Annotated in this window: 19 protein-coding genes; 1 reads left to right on the plus strand and 18 read right to left on the minus strand. The window is 72.2% G+C overall.

Features of this window, described 5'->3' with window-relative positions:
* Positions 1 to 91: 91 nt before the first annotated feature.
* From ASF43_RS28010 to ASF43_RS28090, 17 genes are all read right to left on the minus strand, one after another.
* Positions 92 to 2,572 (minus strand): putative baseplate assembly protein, encoded by a 2,481-nt coding sequence (locus ASF43_RS28010; protein ID WP_056189058.1) that lies wholly within the window; start codon positions 2,570 to 2,572, stop codon positions 92 to 94.
* Positions 2,573 to 2,647: 75 nt separating this feature from the next.
* Positions 2,648 to 3,016: a GPW/gp25 family protein gene (locus tag ASF43_RS28015; RefSeq protein ID WP_056189060.1), complete on the minus strand. Its 369-nt coding sequence runs from the start codon at positions 3,014 to 3,016 to the stop codon at positions 2,648 to 2,650.
* A 3-nt stretch (positions 3,017 to 3,019) separates the two neighbouring features.
* Entirely contained in the window at positions 3,020 to 3,340 is a 321-nt protein-coding gene (locus ASF43_RS28020; RefSeq protein ID WP_056189063.1) for a hypothetical protein, read from the minus strand.
* A 145-nt stretch (positions 3,341 to 3,485) separates the two neighbouring features.
* Entirely contained in the window at positions 3,486 to 3,995 is a 510-nt protein-coding gene (locus ASF43_RS28025; RefSeq protein ID WP_056189066.1) for a phage baseplate assembly protein V, read from the minus strand.
* Positions 3,996 to 4,005: 10 nt separating this feature from the next.
* Positions 4,006 to 5,148, minus strand: coding sequence for a hypothetical protein (locus ASF43_RS28030; RefSeq protein WP_056189069.1), 1,143 nt, complete (start codon positions 5,146 to 5,148; stop codon positions 4,006 to 4,008).
* A gap of 83 nt (positions 5,149 to 5,231) precedes the next feature.
* Positions 5,232 to 5,591 carry a hypothetical protein gene (locus tag ASF43_RS28035; RefSeq protein WP_056189072.1) on the minus strand — a complete coding sequence of 120 codons (360 nt, stop codon included), beginning with the start codon at positions 5,589 to 5,591 and terminating at the stop codon, positions 5,232 to 5,234.
* Positions 5,592 to 5,691: 100 nt separating this feature from the next.
* Complete coding sequence (locus ASF43_RS28040; protein ID WP_056189075.1) at positions 5,692 to 6,354, minus strand: hypothetical protein; 663 nt, start codon at positions 6,352 to 6,354, stop codon at positions 5,692 to 5,694.
* A 36-nt stretch (positions 6,355 to 6,390) separates the two neighbouring features.
* The gene (locus ASF43_RS28045) at positions 6,391 to 7,812 is read right to left on the minus strand and encodes a DUF4157 domain-containing protein (RefSeq protein ID WP_056189078.1); all 1,422 of its coding nucleotides are present in this window, start codon (positions 7,810 to 7,812) and stop codon (positions 6,391 to 6,393) included.
* Complete coding sequence (locus tag ASF43_RS28050; RefSeq protein ID WP_056189081.1) at positions 7,809 to 8,069, minus strand: hypothetical protein; 261 nt, start codon at positions 8,067 to 8,069, stop codon at positions 7,809 to 7,811. Before ASF43_RS28050 ends, ASF43_RS28045 begins: the two co-directional genes overlap by 4 nt.
* Positions 8,066 to 9,976, minus strand: coding sequence for an ATP-binding protein (locus tag ASF43_RS28055; protein WP_056189083.1), 1,911 nt, complete (start codon positions 9,974 to 9,976; stop codon positions 8,066 to 8,068). The genes ASF43_RS28050 and ASF43_RS28055 overlap by 4 nt, the downstream gene beginning before the upstream one ends.
* Before the next feature lie 901 nt (positions 9,977 to 10,877).
* Entirely contained in the window at positions 10,878 to 12,218 is a 1,341-nt protein-coding gene (locus ASF43_RS28060) for a DUF4255 domain-containing protein (protein ID WP_056189086.1), read from the minus strand.
* Positions 12,215 to 12,964 carry a hypothetical protein gene (locus tag ASF43_RS28065; RefSeq protein WP_056189088.1) on the minus strand — a complete coding sequence of 250 codons (750 nt, stop codon included), beginning with the start codon at positions 12,962 to 12,964 and terminating at the stop codon, positions 12,215 to 12,217. The genes ASF43_RS28060 and ASF43_RS28065 overlap by 4 nt, the downstream gene beginning before the upstream one ends.
* Positions 12,961 to 13,671 carry a hypothetical protein gene (locus ASF43_RS28070; protein WP_056189092.1) on the minus strand — a complete coding sequence of 237 codons (711 nt, stop codon included), beginning with the start codon at positions 13,669 to 13,671 and terminating at the stop codon, positions 12,961 to 12,963. Before ASF43_RS28070 ends, ASF43_RS28065 begins: the two co-directional genes overlap by 4 nt.
* Before the next feature lie 13 nt (positions 13,672 to 13,684).
* Positions 13,685 to 14,209, minus strand: coding sequence for a phage tail protein (locus ASF43_RS28075; protein WP_056189095.1), 525 nt, complete (start codon positions 14,207 to 14,209; stop codon positions 13,685 to 13,687).
* Between the two features lie 174 nt (positions 14,210 to 14,383).
* Entirely contained in the window at positions 14,384 to 15,982 is a 1,599-nt protein-coding gene (locus ASF43_RS28080) for a phage tail sheath C-terminal domain-containing protein (RefSeq protein WP_056189097.1), read from the minus strand.
* A 27-nt stretch (positions 15,983 to 16,009) separates the two neighbouring features.
* Positions 16,010 to 16,279, minus strand: coding sequence for a hypothetical protein (locus tag ASF43_RS28085; protein WP_056189099.1), 270 nt, complete (start codon positions 16,277 to 16,279; stop codon positions 16,010 to 16,012).
* A 316-nt stretch (positions 16,280 to 16,595) separates the two neighbouring features.
* The gene (locus tag ASF43_RS28090) at positions 16,596 to 17,669 is read right to left on the minus strand and encodes a sigma 54-interacting transcriptional regulator (RefSeq protein ID WP_056189102.1); all 1,074 of its coding nucleotides are present in this window, start codon (positions 17,667 to 17,669) and stop codon (positions 16,596 to 16,598) included.
* Positions 17,670 to 17,896: 227 nt separating this feature from the next.
* Between ASF43_RS28090 and ASF43_RS30220 the strand changes: the two genes are divergently transcribed.
* Positions 17,897 to 18,139: a type II toxin-antitoxin system RelE/ParE family toxin gene (locus ASF43_RS30220; protein WP_235578396.1), complete on the plus strand. Its 243-nt coding sequence runs from the start codon at positions 17,897 to 17,899 to the stop codon at positions 18,137 to 18,139.
* 34 nt (positions 18,140 to 18,173) lie between these two features.
* Here ASF43_RS30220 and ASF43_RS28100 read toward each other — a convergent pair whose 3' ends face one another.
* On the minus strand, positions 18,174 to 18,641 hold the full coding sequence (locus ASF43_RS28100; protein ID WP_056189105.1) for a CopD family protein: 468 nt from the start codon (positions 18,639 to 18,641) through the stop codon (positions 18,174 to 18,176).
* Between the last annotated feature and the right edge of the window lie 3 nt (positions 18,642 to 18,644).

Below are 18,644 nucleotides of genomic sequence, written 5' to 3' on the forward strand. Positions count from 1 at the left end.
GGGAGAGGGAGCGAAGAGCGCGGCCTGGCTCCCTCGCCCCCCTGGGGAGAGGGTTGGGGTGAGGGGCGGCAGCCTTGATCGTTGACGTGGCTCATCGCGCCTCCTGCGCCGCATGCACCTCGAACGCGATCCGCCCGTTCTCCGGCGCATTCGGGTCGTTGTCCAGCCGCGCGATCTCCAGCCGTGCCATCGCGATCCTGCCGGCCTCGATCTCGCCCGCCGCCGACCGCCCCAGCCGCTGGAAGCGCAGCGGCTCCACATGCGACACCCCGGGCACGGCCATGGCCGCGGCGACCAATGCGCTCAGGTACACGGGCTCGCCGAAGCTGAACCGGTCCGGGTGGAAGAAGCCGCGCGCGGACGTGGCGAACACCGCCAGCAGCCGGCGCTGCACGTCGGCCGGGAAGTAGCCCGGCCTGGCGCACACGTGCAGCGCCACGTCCAGCGGCACATAGGCCGGCGCGTCGATCTCCACGTCATGCCCGGCCAGGCGATAGCGGTCGATGAAGGCGGTGATGCTGTCCTCGAACACCGGGTCGATGCCCTCCTCGCCGCGCCGGTCCACGGTGATGAACATCGTGTACCAGCTGCCCGTCCAGCGCCGCGTGGCCACGGCGCGCTGCACGCGCGCGTCGCGCATCGTGACCTCGGCGTAGTCGGCCGCCGTCACGGCGCGCTCCTGGCGGCGAAAGGCCTGGGGCGCGTCCATGCGCGCGCGGGCCACGGGCATGGGCTCCACGCCGCCTTGCGCGGGAAGGGGGTTGCGCACGCGCACGATTCCGTCGAAGCCGGCGAGCACGTGGGCGATGGCCTCGGCGCCCACGTTGCCCGCGTTGCCGTTGCCGCGGCGCATGCGCGCCTGCAGGCTCTCGCCGGCCCCGGGCGACAGGCCGTTCACGCCGTCGCCGAAGCGCAGCTGCACCTGGCCGTCGTTGTCGGTCTCCACCACGAACTCGGCCGCCTGCGCGCCGCTGGCCAGGAGGTCGCGCCGCGCGCTCCAGCGCCGTCGGTCGCCCTGGCTCGTCACGTCCATGGCCTCGCGCGTGTCGGCCAGGTCGCGCTGCAGCGCGGCCGTGGCCGGGGCCGTGGCATCGACCAGCAGCGGCTGGCCGCCCGCGCCGCGCACCAGGCCCTGGCGCGTGAGTGGCGTGGTCAGGCCTTGCGTGGGCCGGTAGCGCGGCACGCGGCCGCCGGGCACGGGCTGCAGCGGGTCGGGCCGCGGCGCGCTGGCGCCATGGTCGGCCAGCGTCACGTTGGCGCAGGCACTGGCCATGCCGTCGACCAGCACGCCGCCGATGACCTTGGACAGGCACAGGTCGAACGGCAGCGCGTCGTCTGCATGCCAGTGCACCTCGACGAACAAGGCCTCGGTGACCGGGTCGCTGCGCGGCGCGGGCACGGCGCGCGTGGGGCTGGCCTCAGGGTCCACGCGCGTCAGGCGCACCACCCAGCGCTGCTGCGCGTCGGCGTCCTGCGCCAGGCCGGTCGTGGTGCTGGCGCGCGACTCCAGCAGCAGCAGGTCGCCCACGCGCAGGCGCAACCGGCTGGTCGCGTCGTCGCGCAGGAAGGCCCGCGTGGCGCCGCGCGGCAGGCAGCAGGCCTCGTCGCTCCAGGTGTGCAGGCCGATGCGGTTGTGCGCGCTGAACAGCGTGACGGGCGCGAGCAGCTCGAAGGGCTGGGCGCCGGCCGCGATCAGGTCCTGCGCGGTCTCGGGCGAGCCCAGGCGCGTGGGCACGCCGCTGGCACGCGTGAGCAGCAGCGTGCCGTCCAGGCCGGTCGCGGGGTCGCAGGCCGGCAGCGTCTGGTTGTCGGCCGCGGCGTCGACCTCGAACGCGACCCAGGCGCGCGCGTTGCAGCCCTCGTGCAGCGTGAAATTGAGCAGCCGCGTGTGCCGGCGCACCGACACGCGCTGGCGCGCCGTGCCCAGGTAGGCTTCGGTGGCGACCGCGTCCTGGTAGTAGGCGATCTCGTCGGCGCGCAAGGCCAGGGCCTCGGCCAGCGTGACCATCAGGTCGGCCGGGTTGCGGTTGCGCCAGTCGGGCATCAGCACCGACAGGCGGTCCAGCACCAGGCGGCGAAAGCTTTGGTAGTCGCGCGCCAGGTAGTCGATGTCGGGGTGCGGCTCGGGCGCGGGCGCGCAGGCAGTGTCGGTGCGGCAGTCGAAGTCGCTCGGGCAATCGACCTTGAAGCCGAAGTCGATCTGCGCCAGCGCCGGGTCGATGCCGTCGGGCGGCGCGTCCGAGCCGGCCGAGGCCACGAGGCGCAGTGTGTAGCGCGAGAAGTCGCCGATGCGGTCGACCTCAACCGTCAGCACGTCGCCCGCGGCCGACACGTTGACGACCTGCGGATCGCGCACGCGCACGCCGCCGCGGATCTCGACGTTGGAGGGCGTGAGCGGCACCAGCGGCACGGTCGCCAGGTCGTGCACGCAATGCAGCAGCAGCCGCGGCTGGCCGTGCACGACTTCGAGGTATTCGATGCCGTTGAACAGGCGCGGCGGCGAGGCCAGCGCGGCGGCGCGCACGGCGGCGACGCGGCCGGGGTTCTGGCAGAGGTATTGGTCAGCGGCCATGGCAAGCCTCCTGGGGGGAGCCCTCACCCCAGCCCTCTTCCAGAGGGAGAGGGAGCACAGAAGCGATCACGTTGTTCATGGCCCCACCTCCCGCGTGAACTCCGCACTCCCCGCCTCCTGCGTCTCCAGCACCGTGTAGCGCACCAGCACCGACAGCGTCGCGTCCTCGCTGCGCGCACTCACCTCGTCGATCTGCAGCAAATGCCCCAGCCACTGCTGCAGCGAGGCGTGCACCAGCGCCTGCACGGTCACGGCCAGCTCGGGGCTGTTCGGCGCGAACACGAGCTGCATGAGGCCGCAGCCAAAGTCGGGCCGGTTCACGCGCTCGCCGGGCACGGTGAACAGCAGCTGTTCGATGAGGCCGCGCAGATACGTATCGCGCTCGGCCTGCGCGCTGCGCCCGCGGCCATCGACGCGGTAGGGGAAAGCAAGGTGGGAAGACATGGTTCACATCCCTATGACGCGGGTCTGCGCGGCCACGGGCATCAGCGGCGTGCCGGTCGGTGCGCAGATGGCCTGGCTGCTCAGCAGCAGCACGGGCTGGCCGGTGGCGAACACGCGCGTGGCGGCCACCACCCATTGCGCCGTCACGCAAGGCCCGTTGCCCTGCGGCGGCGAGAAGGCGCAGCCTGCGACCAGCCAGGGTGCGGCCTGCGTCGCGACCGGCTGGCCCGAGACCAGCACGCGCGGCACGGGCGCGCTGGGCGTGGCCTGGCCGCCGTGGGCGCAGAGCACGGTGGCGCCGAGGTGGAGGACGGGGCCGGTCACGGCGCGCCTCCCTGGCTCCCTCGCCCCTCTGGGGAGAGGGTGGGGGTGAGGGGCCGGCACAGGCACAGGCCCCGCCACAGGCAAACACCCTCACCCCAGCCCTCTCCCGCACGCGGGAGAGGGGGCAAGAGGGCGCGGTCGTGCGTCATACGATGGTCAACGCGCCCGCGTTGATGTTCACCGTCGGCCCCAGCATCGTCAGCGAAGCGCCCTTGCCGTTCTGGATGTAGATGCCCGTGTCGTTCACGATCAGCGTCGCGCCGGTCGCGCTCTTGAGCATGATCCCGCCCGTGGGGCCGGGCAGGTCGCTGATGGTCAGGCCGTTCTGCAGCGGCGTCTGCAGCGTGATGGCCTGCACGGCCGGCGGCGTGGCGCGGGCCAGCGCCGGCACCTCGGCCGCGCTGCCCCAGAAGCAGCCGACCCAGATCGGGTGGTCGGGGTCGCCCTGCTCGTACTCGATCCACACGCCCGAGCCGATCAGGGGCAGCGCGAACATGCCGTTCTGGATGCCGGCCACGGGCACGCAGGGCATGGCCCAGGTCGAGGGCATCAGCCCCGTCACGTCGGGCACCTGCACCATGAGCCGGCCCATCTGCATGGGGTCGATGTTGTTCATGACCAGGCCGCGGTACTTGCCGTAGAACTTCTCGCTCACGAGGGCTCCTTCATACGGGGACTTTCGGAGTGATGGAGACGAGCCCGTTGCGCGTGAGCTCGAAGCTCTGCTTGAACTCGCCGCGCTTGAGCGTGCTGGTCACGCTGTTCACGTAGTACAGCCCGTCGTAGGCCACGCCCACGCCGCGCACGCCGACCAGGCCTCTTGCCTTGAGCGGCCGGCCGTAGCGCAGCACGTCCAGGCTGCCCGTGCCGGTCACGGCGTCCTGCGACTTGGCGGCCTCGGCCAGGCCGGCCGAGATGGCGCGCATGGGGCTCATCTTGGCCGTGTCCTTCATGACCTTGACGTTGGCCAGCGGCGTGGGCAGCACGGCCAGTGGCGGCTGCAGCGGGTTGATGTTGGGGATCGGTATCGGGATCGGCGCGCGCGTGAGCTGGTTCTGGATGAACACGATGGGCAGCACGCCCTTCTCGGGGTCGAACGTGAACGACAGGTTCTCCACGTTCGTCAGCGCGTCCATGTCCACGTTCAGCGCCGGCTGCGGCACGCCGATCTTGATCTCGGGGCCGAAGTAGGCGATGTTGGTGCCCACCGCCGGCCCCGGCTCCACGTAGAACACATAGCCCACCTGGCGCGCCAGTTCCTGGATGTAGGCCAGGTCGGTGCCGCGCTGCGACGGGATCTTGTCGATGGGGATCTGCACGTCGGGGAACAGCACCGGGATGATCATGGGGATCAGCCCGAACGGCGCGTACTTGGCGCACAGCAGCGCCACGCGGCCCTCCACCGGCACGGCCGGGAACGGCAGGCCGCTCCAGTCGATCTTGTCCATGGCGCGGGTGACGTCCTCGCCCGTCACCGTGAGGCTGCCGGGCTGGCCCTGGCTGCCGGCCTGCACCTGCACATGCGTCATCACGCCGTCGAAGAGGGGTTGCGGCTGGCCGTTCATGGTCACGACCAGGGTCACGCGCAGCGGCGGCGTGGCGGGGCTCACGTTGCTGGCGCCGGCCAGCAGGAAGATGGTGTTGAGCTCGGAGCGGGCCGTGATCGAGAACCGGAGCTGGAAGCCCGAGGCGGCGCCGGTGGCCGTGCGCACCTCCACGCTCTCCAAGGCTTCGAGCACCACGCGCGGCACTGGGATCGGCACGATGGGGCCGATCAGCAGGGTGAGCTGGATGCCTTGAGCGAGCATGTCAGTGCCGCCCGGCCGCCCGAAGGCATTGACGCGCCCCCTCGGGGGGCAGCGATACGCGAAGCGATGAGCATGGGGGCATGTCAGCCTCCTGCTCCGGGCACGCCTTCGGGCAGCGTGATGGCGAGTGTCTTGCCGACCTCGGCGACGAGGGCTTCGGGCAGCATCGCGCCGTTCGCATCGCTCAAGCGCCAGTTCTGCTCGGCCGCACCCAGGTGGCGCGCGGCCAGGTTGTCGAGCCGGTCGCCGGCCACGATGGTGGCCGTCGCCAGGCGCGTGAAGTTCTCGGGCGGCGGCAGGAAGCGGCGCGTGACGAAGACGACGGTGCGGCCGTCGGGCAGCGTGGCCTGCGCGGTGGGCAGGCCGTAATAGCGGCTGTCGGGCGTGAAGGCCGGCTGGGCAAGTCCGTTGGACTGCATGAAGGCCTGGATCGGGTCGATCATGGGTGGCTCCTGAACGAAGGGCTGTGTGTCGGCCGTGGCCGCTGGCCTTCACCCCAGCCCTCTTCCAGAGGGAGAGGGAGCGAAGAGAACAGCGCGGCGTTCATGCGATGCCCCCGATCCCCAGCGTCGCAAAGCTCACCGGCTGCACCTTCCCCGCCAGCCGCTCCTTGCCCTGCAGATACGTCATGAACAAGGCCCCGCCCTTGGACGCGAACCCCAGGTCGTCCACCGTCAGCACGCGCAGGCTGAACGACACCTTGGCGCGGATCGGGTTCAGCGACGGGTCGAAGGCCTCCTCGGTGATCGAGAAGTCGGTCAGCTTCACGGGGATGATCCGCGTCTTGCCCCACACGAACAGCAGCAGCGGCGCGAGCATGGGCGCGATCTCCAGGGTGCCCGAGCCGGCCTGGCTGTCCACGCGTTGCAGCTGCGCCGACGTGGGCTGCGACAGCGCCTCCAGCACCGCCAGCTGCGGGCCGATGCCGAAGGCCGTGGCGTTGGCGTTCTGCTCGGGGAACTCCAGCTGGTCGGTGGCGTCGATGTCGGCGTCAAAGCTGATGGTCTCCACGGCCGGGCCCTTGAAGCGCGTGGGCTCGGCGCGGTTGCCGCCGCCTTCGCCGCCGGCCTCTTGCGGCTGCAGCTTGCGTGTCAGCGTGTCGGCGTTGTATTGCAGCGAGACCACGCGCAGCACCTGGGCCGATGCGGGGTCGACCACGACCAGGCCGCCCTTGACCAGCTTGGGGGACTGGGGAGATGTGCCCATGGTGCGTCCTTCACGTCGTGCGGGGCAGGCCGGGGGTCAGGAGCACGACAGCCCGGTGTTGAGGTGGTTGGCGGCGTTGGTGCCGCGCGTCAGCCCCAGGCCCGGCAGCGCGTTGAGCCGCGCCACCAGCGGGTCGCCCGCGGCGCGCTGGTTCTGCATCATCTGCAGCCAGATCTTGAACTTCATCTCGTTGCACGCGATGCCCACGATGCGGACCTGGTGGAACAGCCGCATGCTCTCGAAGGCCGCGTCCTGCTCGGTCGTGGCGGCCAGGCCGAATTCGTGGAACAGCGGGCTGAAGGCCTCGGCCATCTGGAACGAGCCGGGCGGGGCATTGTTCAGGGTCCACATGTCCAGGAAGTGGCGCGAGAAGCCTTCCGCGTAGATCGCCAGTTCCTCCCCGGGTGTGGCGCTGTGCGGCGACGAGCCCTGCATGGCCCAGTCGCGCAGGAAGTCCCAGGCGTGCGCGCTCTCGTGTTCGAACACCATCTGGGTGAAGTCGGGGCCGTGCGCGTTGAGCGCCTGGGGGCCGAACAGGATGAAGATCCGGATCGCGTCCGGCTGCGCAGCGTTGGTGCGGAAAGTGGCAAAGCCGAACAAGGCGTTGTTGCCGATCTTCTGGTTCAGGTTGCGGTCGTAGTTGACGTGCGTGTCGCTCAGCGTGCCCCACTCGACATAGCGGCCCGCGGCGATCGCGGCGTTGACGTTGGGCGCGGTGTTCGTCTTTTGCTCCACCGTCGCGCTGCCGCGCAACGCCTCGCCCATCATGTCGGCCACGCACTGGTTGTCGCCGCTGGCGCCCTTGGCGTTCGCCACGCGCTGGTCCCAGGGCAGGCCGGCCCAGGCCGGGTCGCATGCGCGCGCCAGGCGGTGCAGGCCGCCGCCCTGCTGCACCGTGTGGGTCAGCTCATGGGCCAGCAGGCGCCGGCCGGCATCGCTGTCGGTGCCGAACTGCCCGGCGCCGAACACGATGTGCTCGCCCACCGTGTAGGCCAGCGCATGCACCGCGCGCGCCGACGCCGCGGCGCGCGCATCGGTGTGGATGCGCACGCGGCTGAAGTCGTGGGCATGGGGTGGTGCGCTGGTGCCGGGCGCTGCAAGCTGCAGCGGCTGGCCGCCGATGCGGGCCGCGGCCTGCTCGGCCTCCTGCTCCAGCGCTGCGCTGCTGCGGCCGGCATCCACGCGCACGCGGCCGAAGTCGTGTGCGAAGCGCGCGGACAGCGCCGCGCTGGTGGGCGCGTCCAGCGGCTGGCCCGGCGAGGCCAGCACCTCGCCGACGATGGCGGGCCATGCGCCTGGCGCGGCCTGCGGTGTGGCGGCGCCGGGTGCGGCGCTGCGCAGCAAGGCCTCCTCGTCGCGCTCGGCCCCGCAGGCGCACTTGCGCTGCAGGAAGCCGCGCGTTGCAGCGGCAGCGGCCGGGGCGGCGGGCTGCCGGGCCAGCGGTGCGGCGCGGCTCATCGCGGTGCTCCCCGCACAATGGCGCGCGCCGCAGCCGTGCCCGCCGACACGGGCACGTGAGTGCCGGGTTCGCGCGGCGCGGCAAGCCGCTGCGAGGAGCCCGCCGCCGAGAGCTGCGCGAGGGCGCCGGGCTCGGCCAGCAACCGGCCCAGCTCTGCCTGCAGGTCGGCCTGCAGCGCGGCAGCCATGCCATCGCGTGCATCGGCATGGAAACCCTTCAGGACCAGCCGGTCCACATGCAAGACGATGCGGTTCATGTCCACCCCCTGGTCTCTGCGTCGGAATAAGGCTTGTCGCGCTTGGCCGCATCGAGCTGCGCTGCGCGCAGCAGTTGCGCCATGCCGATGGCCGTGCCGTCCTCGGCCGCGAGGAAGGCGGCCGACAGCGCGATGTTGCGGATCGTGCCGCCGGCCACGCTGAGCCGGGCCAGCCTGTCGTAGGCGATGCCGGCGTCCAGCGGCGCGGCGGCCGGGAACACGGTGCGCCAGATGCCTTCGCGCTGCACCTGGTCGGGAAACGGGAAGTGCACGACGAAGCGCAGCCGGCGCTGGAAGGCCGGGTCCAGCGCGGCCTTGTGGTTGGTCGTGAGGATGGCCAGGCCGCTGTAGGCCTCCATGCGTTGCAGCAAATAGCTGACCTCGATGTTGGCGTAGCGGTCGTGGCTGTCTTTGACCTCGCTGCGCTTGCCGAACAGCGCGTCGGCCTCGTCGAACAGCAGGATGGCGCCCGCGTCCTCGGCTGCGTCGAACAAGCGGCGCAGATTCTTCTCGGTCTCGCCGATGTACTTGCTGACCACGGCCGACAGGTCGATGCGGTACAGCGCCAGCCCCAGCTCGGCTGCGATGACCTCGGCGCCCAGCGTCTTGCCGGTGCCGCTGTCGCCCCAGAACAGCGTGGCGATGCCCAGGCCGCGCGCGCCCTGGCCGGCGAAGCCCCACTGGTGGTGCACGGTGAGCCGGTGCCGCGTGTGGGCCGCGACCTGGCGCAGCACGGCCTGCTGCGCCTCGGGCAGCACCAGGTCGGTCCAGCGCGCGCGCGTGTCGATGCGCTGCGCCAGGCCTGGCATGCCGGGCAGGTCGCCGCGGCTGGCCTGGTGCAGCGTGGCGGCGTCGGCGCCGGGCGTCTGCGCCGCGATCTGCGCGATGCGGCGTGCGCCCAGGCGGTACTGGTTGGCCAGCGTGTCGACCACGGGGCCGAGTGCCGTGGCCCGGTCCGCGAGGGCCGCTCGCCACAGTTGCAGGCGTTCGGGCGCTTCGGGGCGGGCGATGGTGTGGCGCAGCTGCGGCGTGTCGCCCAGGGCCAGGTCCGGCCCGCGCACGAACACCAGGCCGTCCAGCCGCTCCAGCAGCCGCGCGAGCGGGGCCTGGGCTTCGCGTTCGTCGCAGTGGATGAGCAGGCCGCAGCCCAGCAGCGCGGCCTCGCGCGACCACAGCGCGGCCAGTGCGGCCTGCTCGGTGGCGGCGGTGGGGATGTCGCTGGCGCGCAGCTGGTACAGGCCCGTGCCCAGGGCCGCGGCGATGGAGGCGGCGACATCGGCCTGGCCGGCGTTGTCGTCGCCGTCGAGCACGATGGCGGGCGGCCGGCCCGTGCACGCGCGCAGTCGTGCCAGCACATCGGTGACGGCGGCCTGCTGTGCCTGGCCCATGGCGCCGGCCGGCGGCTGGGGCTGCAGGAGGGGTTGCAGGCGGTGGTCGAGCGCGTTGAGGCCGGCGATGAAGTGCAGCACGCGCTCGTCCAGCTTCAGGCGCGCGCTGCCGGTGCCGGCCGTCTCGTCGATCTCCAGCAGGCGCCAGCGGCGCAGCGGCTCGTGCGGGGCGATGGCGCTCCAGTGGGGCTGCGGCAGCACGGCCAGCGCCAGGCCGAAGGTGGCCCAGGGGCGTTGCGGCTGGCCGCTGCCCTGGGCGCACAGGCTGGCGATGCGCGCGTCCATCTCGACGCCTGCGACGAGCAGCAGCAGGTCGCGCTCGAAGTCGCTGAGTTTGAACAGGGCGGCCAGGGCGTCGATGGCGGCGGGGGCGGGCATGGCGGCGCGCAGGGCCGTGGTGTCCGTGGCGGCGCTGTCGGGGGCGCCGTCGCCGAGCAGGGCGGCGATGCGGGCGAATTCGGCGACGAGCAGGCGCTGGTTGGCGTCGGTCCAGTCGAGGAGGCGGTCGGGGGCGTTCATGGGGCGGGTCCTGAAACGCCCGGGGCCGGGCATAGCGATGGCCCGTGCGGGACCCCGCTTCCCCATCCCCTGTGCCCGTGCCGAGGAGCGGAGCGGCATGGGCGGCGCAAGGGCACCTTGCGCATCGTGGACTGACCCATTGCACCTTGTTTGAACGGAGTGAACGCAGTGAACGAAGTGAGTTGTGCAATGCGCCCATGCCGTGAGCACCGCAGGTTGCCCGTAGCGCAGCGGAGGGACACGGGAACCGGGGTCGCCTTCTTTTGCTTACTTTTCTTGGCGAAGCAAGAAAAGTAAGTCGCCCGCGGGGGCGAGACCCCGCACGGTGGCGCAAGCACATTGCTGGAATGGTCGAACCGGCCTTTGATGAAGCACTCTGCTTGCGCAACGGTGCCGGGATGTGCGCCCGGCAGCGCAGTCACTTTCTCTTGTCTCGGCAAGAGAAAGTAACCAAAGAGAAGCCGACCCCGGTCCCTGCGACCCTGCGCTGCGCTCCGGGCAACCTGCGCTGCTCGCGTCAGGGGTGCATTGCACAACTCGCACCGTTCGCTGCGCTCACTCAGCTCGAACAGGTGCAATGAGTCAGACCACGAAGCGCAAGATGCTCTTGCGCCACCCCTGACGCTGCGCTGCTCGGCGCAGGTACAGGGGGCCCGGGGAGCGGGGTCCTGTTCGGGCCATCGCTGCGCTCGGCCTGGGGAGCCCTCACCCCCGCCCTCTCCCAGGGGGAGAGGGAGTGAAGAGCGCCGCGCGGGCTGCCTGACTCCCTCGCCCCTCTGGGGAGAGGGTTGGGGTGAGGGGCGACGGCCTATGCAAGTGCCGCGCTTCATCCACCGCCGCTCGCCCTCACCCCAACCCTCTCCCGGGGGGAGAGGGGGTAAGACAGGGCTGGCCCACGCACTCATGTGAACTCCACCGTCCGGTCCAGGAACCCCGGCAGTTCCGGCGGCTCGAAATCCATGTCGATGATGGGGCTGTCGACCCCGTCGATGCGCAGCCGCGCGAGGTGCACGCCGACCTGCGCATCGGGCACCACGAAGTCCAGCGAGGTCGGCGTGGCGCCCGCCACCTCGGGTGCGTACTCGCTGGCGCCCAGCACCAGCACGGCCCGCTGCCCCACGCGCAGGGCCGGCGTGAAGACGATGGTGAGCGCGGCCGAGCCATCGCCCGCGCGCCCCACCTGCTGCGGCAGGTTGGTGATCTGCGGCGCCAGCGTGAGCATGAGCGGGTTGGTCAGATGCACCTGGTCCACGCCCTGCGCATCGGGCCGCGTCACGCGGACCACCACGCGGTACACGCCGGCCGGCAAGGCGGCCTGCTGGCCTGCCAGCGAGACGGCGGCCACGGTGGCGGCCGGGCGGTCGGGCAGCTGCTCGGCCAGCACGGGCAGCGTCACGTCGATCTCCAGGCGGTCCTGCACCAGCCGCACGCTGCGCGCCGTGCCGTCCAGCAGGCGGCCCTGCAGCACGACCTCGTCGCCGATGGCCGCGACGGGCTGGCGCAGCGGCAACACGGCGGCCGTGAGCAGCGGCACGGCGGGCACCAGGCCTGGCTGCACGGCGATGCCGGCTTCGCGGCCCGTGACCGGGTCGACGCGGCCGCGCGTGAGCACCGGCAGCGGCGTGCGCGCGGGGCGCCGGGCCTGGATCAGCACGACCGACGCGCTGTAGGCCACGCTGGGCCGCAGGTGGCTCTGCGTGGCGGTCCACAGCTTGGACATTTCCTCGGTGTTCAGGTGCTGCGGCGTGAGCTTGATCAGCTCCACCTGGTCGGCCAGGCCCGACTCGGCCAGCGCGCGCAGGGCCGGCGGCAGGTTGGGCGCGACCACGGGCGAGGGGTTCAGCGCCGTGCGGATGGCCTCGCGCGTGAGCACTGGCATCTCGTGCAGCAGCTGCATGGCATAGCCCAGCAGGATCTCGGCATGCAGCTCGCCGCCGCTGTAGGCCGACAGCAGGTAGTGCAGGTCCAGCGCCAGCGGCGGGTTGGTGAGCCGCGCGCGGCCGGCGCCGTCGCGGGACGGCAGGGCCTCGTTGCGCCAGCCCAGGTTGGGCGTCACGCCGTACAGGAACAGGTTGATCTGCGAGGCCTCGGGGCCGTCGGTCGGCACCACGCGGTCGGGCGCCAGCAGGCTCACGGTCACGCTGGAGCCCAGCACGCCGCTGATGTTGTGGTTGACCAGCCCGTCGTTGAGCAGGTCGCGCAGCACGGCCGTGACACCGGCGATGGCCAGGGCCGTGCTCATCGTGGGTCTCCACGCCTGGCGAGGTAGGCGTCCAGCGACACGGGCTGCGTGCGCTCGCGTGGGCGCGGCTTGGGCGCGGGCGCCTCGTGCAGGGCCGTCACGTCGATGCGGCCGATGTGGATGTGGACCTCGGTGTCCAGCGGCGCCGTGGGCATCGCTGCGCCGGGGCCGCGCGGCGCAGGCGCTGGCAGCGGGGCGGCCGGTGCGCCGGGCGGGCGCGGCGCCGCGTCGGCCATGCGGGGGAGCAGCGGCGCGGGGTCTTCGCGCGCGGGCGGCCTGCGCCCGGGTGGCGCCGCTCCGGCGTGCGGAGCGCTGGCGCCGGTCGTGGGCGCTGCGGGCGCAGCCGGCGTGCCGGGCGTGGCCCGCGCCTGCACGCCCGTCGCGTGCAGCGCATGGGGCCGCTGCAAGGCCGGTGCCGCGAGCGTGTCGGGGGCCTGGGGCGGACGCGTCGTGTCGGGTGCCGGGCGCGTGGGCGATGCGCCGGGTGGGGCATCGGGCAGCACGGTGTGCGCTATGGCCGCGCCGGGGGGCGCGGTGGTCCATGGCGCCACGCCCGTGCCGGCGTCGGCCTGCGTGTGGGGCGCCGCGTGCCGGGCGGTGGCGCCGGGCCACACCGCGGGCGCGGGCTCGTGCATGGCATCGCCTTCGAATGCAGGCGCCGCGCCGAACGGCAGCCGCGCATCGGTGCGCACGGTCCACGCGGTGCCCGTGGCGCGCGCGGCCAGCCGGTGCAGCAGGCCGGTCATCGCGCCTCCACCAGCGCCAGATAGCTGGCACGCCGCGCCGGGCTCAGCGCGAGGATCTGCGCCTCGCTCCAGCCGTAGGCGCTGGCCAGGCGGTGCACCTCGGCCAGCAGCACGCGGGCCTGCGCATCGATCTCGTCCCACAGCAGCGCACCCGCGTCCAGCTGGGCCTGGCCGGCATGGCCGCAGGCCACGCACTGCAGCGCCAGCACCAGGTCGGCCTGCGGGTCCAGCGCGTCCAGCGCGTCTTCGATGGTGGCCAGCGCGGCGTCGTCGACCTGTGCCAGGTCACCGGCCAGGGTGCAGCGCGCCAGCAGCGCGCGCATGGCGCGCTCGGCATCGGCTTCGGTGGCGACACCGGCCAGGTCGCGCAGGCTGGGCGCGCGCACGCGCAGGCCGGCGGCCTCGGTGGTGCGCGGCGCGTCGTCCTCGTCGGCCGTGGCCGGCAGCAGCACGCGCGCATCCAGCGTGAAGGCAAGGCGCTGGCCGCATTGCGTGCAGTCGGCATGGCCGTCGATGCGCGGGCCGAAGGTGGCGGCGCGCAGGCGCAGCAGGCTGGCGTTGACCTGGCCCAGCGGCCGGTCTGCGATGCCGGCCGCGGGCCAGTCGGGCCGGGCCGCGGCGGCCAGCAAGGCGCTGCGGTCCAGTGCGTGGCGGCTGGCGCCGCGCTCCCACAGCGAGAGCAGTTCGGGGCCGGCCAGCGCTTGCATCGCGTGGCGGCCTTCAGGCCGGCTCGTTGAAGGTCGGCTCGGCCGGCTCGACCACGTCGTAGTCGCGTTCCCAGCCCTCGTTCTCCAGCTTCAGCGTCTGGATCGCGATGGCGTTGGCGTTCGCGTCCAGGTCCGGCAGCGCCTGGTACTCGGACACCCAGCAGCGGAACACCTTGTAGGCGATGGCGAGCTGGCCGGCCTCGTTGTAGACCTCGATGATCAGGTCCTTGCGGAAGTCCTTGAGCGACACCTCCGCGCCCAGGCCCGAGCCGAAGTTCCACAGCTTGTTGGCCCACTTCTCGAATTCCTGGTCGTGCGTGACGCCGCGCTCCAGCGTGATGGCCTCGTACTTGGTGCGCCCGGGCGACTTGCGCGTGGTCGACGGGTCGCCGCCCTCGCGGTGCTCCACGGGCTCGGTGCTGCGCTTCAAGGCGCCGACCTTGGAGATGCCGGCCACGTAGCGGCCGTCCCACTTCACGCGGAATTTGAAGTTCTTGTAGGGGTCGAAGCGGGTGGCGTTGACGCTGAATTGGGCCATTTTTAGTCCTCGGTCAGTTGTACCCGGCGCTGCGCCCATCGACGGCGCGGCCCCACGTGGCGAGCGCAGCGAAGCCCGTTCGGGGGCACCCGCGGAACCGGCTCTGCCGGGCCGCTGGGTGCGCCCCCTTGAGGGGGGATTCGGCTACACGAAGTGAGCAAGAAACGGGGGTGGTCATACTGGAATCTGGCCAGCCATCTGCTGGACCTTGATCACGACGAACTCCGCGGGCTTGAGCGGCGCGAAGCCCACGATCACATTCAGCACCCCCAGGTTGATGTCGGCCTGCGTCGTCGTCTGGCTGTCGCACTTCACGAAGTACGCATCGCGCGCCGACGCGCCCTGGAACGCGCCCTGGCGGAACAGGCCCTGCATGAAGGCGCCGACGTTGAGCCGCACCTGCGCCCACAGCGGCTCGTCGTTGGGCTCGAACACGGCCCATTGCGTGCCGCGGTACAGGCTCTCCTCCAGGAACAGCGCGAGCCGGCGCACGGGCAGGTACTTGTATTCGTCGGCACTCGCGTCGGCGCCGCGCAGGGTGCGCGCGCCCCAGACCACGCGGCCGTTCACGCCCATGGAGCGCAGGCAGTTGATGCCCAGCGGGTTGAGCTGGCCGTTCTGCAGGTCGTTCAGGTTGATCTGCAGGTCCTGCACGCCGTTCAGCGACGCGTCCAGCCCGGCCGGGGCCTTCCACACGCCGCGCGCGACGTCGGTGCGCGCGATGATGCCGGCCACCACGCCGCTGGGCATGAAGGTGTCGACGCGGCTGTCGCGCAGCGGGTCGATCATGCGCAGCGCCGGGAAGTACAGCGCCGCGTTGCGCGCGGCCGGCCCGCTCAGGTTCAGGTCCAGCCGGCCGTTGCGCGCGTTGTCCAGCGCGTCGGCGATGGGGCTGGCCCAGGCCGGATCGGGGTCCACGATCAGCATCGCGCGGCGCTCCACGCACATGGCCAGCGCGGCCTGCCAGACGTCGGCGGGCACCACCGTGTAAGTGGACGGCAGCGTCGTCACGTCGCGCACCAGCGGCGGGATCACGAGCAGGTTGAACAGGTCGGCACCGGCCAGCGCATGCATGCCGGTGCGGGCCGCGGCATTGCCCAGCAGGTCGGTGTTGGCCAGGGCCGCGCCGTCGCTGCCGCCCGCGCCGGCCACCCAGTTCACCGTGCCGTCGGCGTCCACGGTGGAGGTCGGCCGCGCGGCGGGCACGTCGTCCAGCGCGCGCGCCAGGGACGACTCGCGCTCCAGCACCAGCGGCAGGTAGCGCGGGTCGGTTGCGACGGTGGAGACCGAGCTCAGCGTCTCGAACACGAACTCGTCGCGCCCGGCGCGCGGCTGGTAGCGCAGGCGCAGGTTGTAGCGCGTGTCGTCGGTATTGCCCGCGCCCAGCGCCAGGTCGGTGTCGTGGTCGACCGCGGCCGACAGGCGCCCGCCCCAGGCGCCCACGCTGGCGGCCGTGAGCACCAGGTCGTCCGCGCCGGGCAGCGTGACGGTGGCCGCCGCCGCGTCGCCGGCCGCCACGCGCACGACCAGCGCCAGCGCGCCGCCGTTGAGGTAGAAGTCGCGCACTGCGTAGCTCATGGGGCTGGCCAGCGCCAGGCCGCCGAACCGGCGTTCGTAATCGGCATAGCTGGTGAGCATCACGGCCTCGTGGGTCGGGCCGGCGGTGGCCGAGCCGACGAAGGCCGTGATCGAGGTGGCCACGCCGGTCAGCGTGCGCACGCCGCTGGGCACTTCTTCCACATAGACGCCTGGGTAACTCAGGGCACTGGGCATAGAGCCTCCTTGTCAAGGGCAAACACGTCACGCAGCGCCACGCGGGTCGCTGCGCTGCAGGGGCCTTGCGGCGCGGTAAACGGTCTGGCCGTCCAGTCCCGACGAAAACTCCATCTCCCCGCTCGCCACGAGTTGCGCGACGGCCGCGCCGGCCACGTCGGGCCTGCAGTGCAGCCACCAGGTGCCGATACCGGCCACGGTGTCGCAGGCGTCCGGGTGGGCCAGCAGATAGCGGCGCAGCGCCGCTGCCGTTTGCGTCACCGCATCCATGTTGTCGACCACGGCACCTGCGACCACCTTGTGAAGTCACGAGCGGTGGGGCCTGTGCGAGAAGCGTGCCACCGTCGGTGACATTGCAAGCGCTTGATTTGATTGATGTTTGTTGCGGATGGCGGTGCACGGCCGTGTGCTGGGCGACACGGTGCGGCTGCGGGGCACAGGTGTGCCAGAGGCCCGCAAGCGCCGTGTGCCAGGGCTGACGTAGGGGTGTGTCACCGCCGACACGGCTGTGTGCCGCATGACACACCGCTGCGCGCGCATTGCGCGAATGCTTCCACCAAAAGGGGGATGCCGGACGGGCCGACGGAGATGTGCGGAAGGGGCGAAGGGCGCGCTACACGCCGCCGAGCGCGCGTGCGTTCACGCCGTACTTTTTGGCGAGCCGGCTCAGCGAGGCGCGCTGCAGGCCGGACAGGCGCGCGGCCTCGCTGATGTTGCCGCTGCTGCGCAGCAGCACGTCCTGCACGAACTGGCGCTCGGCCTGGTCGGCCGCGGCGCGCTTTGCCGCACGCAGCGACAGCAGCATGGGCACCATGGCGGCTGCCTGCACGCTGGCGTGGGCCAGCTCGGGCGCGCTGCGGTGCAGCTCGGCCACGCCGATCTGGTCGCCCTGGCACACCACATGGGCCTTGAGCAGCACGTGTTCGAGCTGTCGCACGTTGCCCGGCCAGTCGATGGCGCGCAGCACGGCGAAGCCGGGCTCGGTCATGCGGCGCGGCACGCCGTCGGTCTCGCGCGCGGCCTTGGCCAAGAGGTGCGGCACCAGCAGCGGCAGGTCGTCCAGCCGCTCGCGCAGCGGCGGCAGGTGCACGCGGAACGCGTCGAGCCGGTACAGCAGGTCGTCGCGGAACTCGCGTGCGGCCGCCTTGCCGCGCAGGTCCACGTTGGACGCGGCGAGCACGCGCACGTCGGCGTGCAGCAGCTGGTTGCCACCCAGCGCGCGGTAGCTCGAGTCCTGCAGGAAGCGCAGCAGCGCGCCCTGGCCGCGCGGCGACAGGGCCTCGACCTCGTCCAGGAACAGCGTGCCGCCCTCGGCCAGCCGCACCAGGCCCTGGCGCGCCTGGCTGGCATCGGTGAAGGCCCCGCGCGTGTGGCCGAACAGCTCGCTCTCGACCAGCTGGTCGGGCAGCGTCGCGCAGTTGACCGGGATGAACGGGCGGTGCCGGCGCGGGCTCTGGTAGTGCACGGCGCGCGCCACCAGTTCCTTGCCCGTGCCGGTCTCGCCGACGATCAGCAGCGGGGCGGGCCAGGTGGCATAGAGCCGCACCAGGTCCATGGCCTCGCGAAAGCGCGCGCACTGGCCGACCAGGTGGGTGGACAGCGCCGACGCGGCTTCGTCGCGCGTGGCGGCACTGCACGGCGGCGTGGCAACCGTGCCTGTCCAGGCAGCGCTGTGCTCTGTGTCCATGGTGGTGAACCCCTTGTGCGCCCGCCCGCCTGTCTCCGCTACCGGGTAGGCAAGGTCACTCTATGCCATGCACCTGGCGCTTGTGTTGCGATCTTGTTTTGTGACGCGGGACGCATTTCGAAACAGCGATGCGGCGCCGCCGACGATGCGCTCCACGCCCTGCGCAATCGGCTGAACGCACGGGTTGCGGCCCTCAAGAAGGACGCGCGCGCCCGGCACAAGCAGCCGTGCGCTACGCCGCCCTGCTGACGGCCGAAGCGCTGGCCGAGCTGCAGCGCAACCCGTTCACCTGCCGCATCGCCGCAGGGGATCCGCTGGAGCGGGAACTGGTCATCCCCTCCGGCGCCACGGGCCATGTGGCGCTCTTTCACATCGAGAGCGACGGTCTGGTGGTCGTCTCGGCCATTCGGCACCAACGCGACGACGACTGCCACGGGCCACTGAGCGCCCGGCGGCAGGGCTTCGCGTGATGGGCCGTCGACGGGCCGCTGTCCGGCTTGGCCCTCAGGCGGCCCGCCCGATCAAGGCCACGGCGAACACCAGCGTGCCCAGCGCCAGGTTCAGCGCCACCAGCTGGCGGATGGTGCCCAGCGGCGCCGCAGCGGCCGGCCATTGCTGCGCGGCCACGGCGCGGCGCATGGCCGGGAAGGCACGGCCGCGCACCAGGCCGTAGACCCCGGTCATGACGAGCGCCAGCGTGAGCATCGCGTGCACGCGCCAGTGCGCGCCCTTGAAGCCGCCCGAGCCCATCAGCATCACCAGGCCGCTGACCCACAGCACGGCGAGCGCAACGTCCACCGCGCGCAGGAAGCGCGCCAGCGTGGCGGCCATGAAGGGCAGCCGCTGCGGCGGCTCCAGCGTGGCCACGGCGGCGGGCCGCACGGCGAAGTGCATGGTCGCCATGCCACCGACCCAGAAGGCGGCCGAGGCGACGTGCAGGAACAGGAGGGTCGTGTAGAGCGTGGGGTTCATCGG

It is taken from the genome of Pseudorhodoferax sp. Leaf267, from assembly GCF_001422405.1.
Lineage (GTDB): Bacteria > Pseudomonadota > Gammaproteobacteria > Burkholderiales > Burkholderiaceae_C > Pseudorhodoferax.

Coding starts and splice junctions, on each gene's coding strand:
- ASF43_RS28030 (WP_056189069.1), bottom strand. CDS start 5,148: ATGCTCGCTCAAGGCATCCAGCTCACCCTGCTGATCGGCCCCATCGTG.
- ASF43_RS28015 (WP_056189060.1), bottom strand. CDS start 3,016: ATGTCTTCCCACCTTGCTTTCCCCTACCGCGTCGATGGCCGCGGGCGC.
- ASF43_RS28060 (WP_056189086.1), bottom strand. CDS start 12,218: ATGAGCACGGCCCTGGCCATCGCCGGTGTCACGGCCGTGCTGCGCGAC.
- ASF43_RS28040 (WP_056189075.1), bottom strand. CDS start 6,354: ATGGGCACATCTCCCCAGTCCCCCAAGCTGGTCAAGGGCGGCCTGGTC.
- ASF43_RS28045 (WP_056189078.1), bottom strand. CDS start 7,812: ATGAGCCGCGCCGCACCGCTGGCCCGGCAGCCCGCCGCCCCGGCCGCT.
- ASF43_RS28035 (WP_056189072.1), bottom strand. CDS start 5,591: ATGATCGACCCGATCCAGGCCTTCATGCAGTCCAACGGACTTGCCCAG.
- ASF43_RS28010 (WP_056189058.1), bottom strand. CDS start 2,572: ATGGCCGCTGACCAATACCTCTGCCAGAACCCCGGCCGCGTCGCCGCC.
- ASF43_RS28050 (WP_056189081.1), bottom strand. CDS start 8,069: ATGAACCGCATCGTCTTGCATGTGGACCGGCTGGTCCTGAAGGGTTTC.
- ASF43_RS28070 (WP_056189092.1), bottom strand. CDS start 13,671: ATGCAAGCGCTGGCCGGCCCCGAACTGCTCTCGCTGTGGGAGCGCGGC.
- ASF43_RS28055 (WP_056189083.1), bottom strand. CDS start 9,976: ATGAACGCCCCCGACCGCCTCCTCGACTGGACCGACGCCAACCAGCGC.
- ASF43_RS28080 (WP_056189097.1), bottom strand. CDS start 15,982: ATGCCCAGTGCCCTGAGTTACCCAGGCGTCTATGTGGAAGAAGTGCCC.
- ASF43_RS28075 (WP_056189095.1), bottom strand. CDS start 14,209: ATGGCCCAATTCAGCGTCAACGCCACCCGCTTCGACCCCTACAAGAAC.
- ASF43_RS28065 (WP_056189088.1), bottom strand. CDS start 12,964: ATGACCGGCCTGCTGCACCGGCTGGCCGCGCGCGCCACGGGCACCGCG.
- ASF43_RS28100 (WP_056189105.1), bottom strand. CDS start 18,641: ATGAACCCCACGCTCTACACGACCCTCCTGTTCCTGCACGTCGCCTCG.
- ASF43_RS28090 (WP_056189102.1), bottom strand. CDS start 17,669: ATGGACACAGAGCACAGCGCTGCCTGGACAGGCACGGTTGCCACGCCG.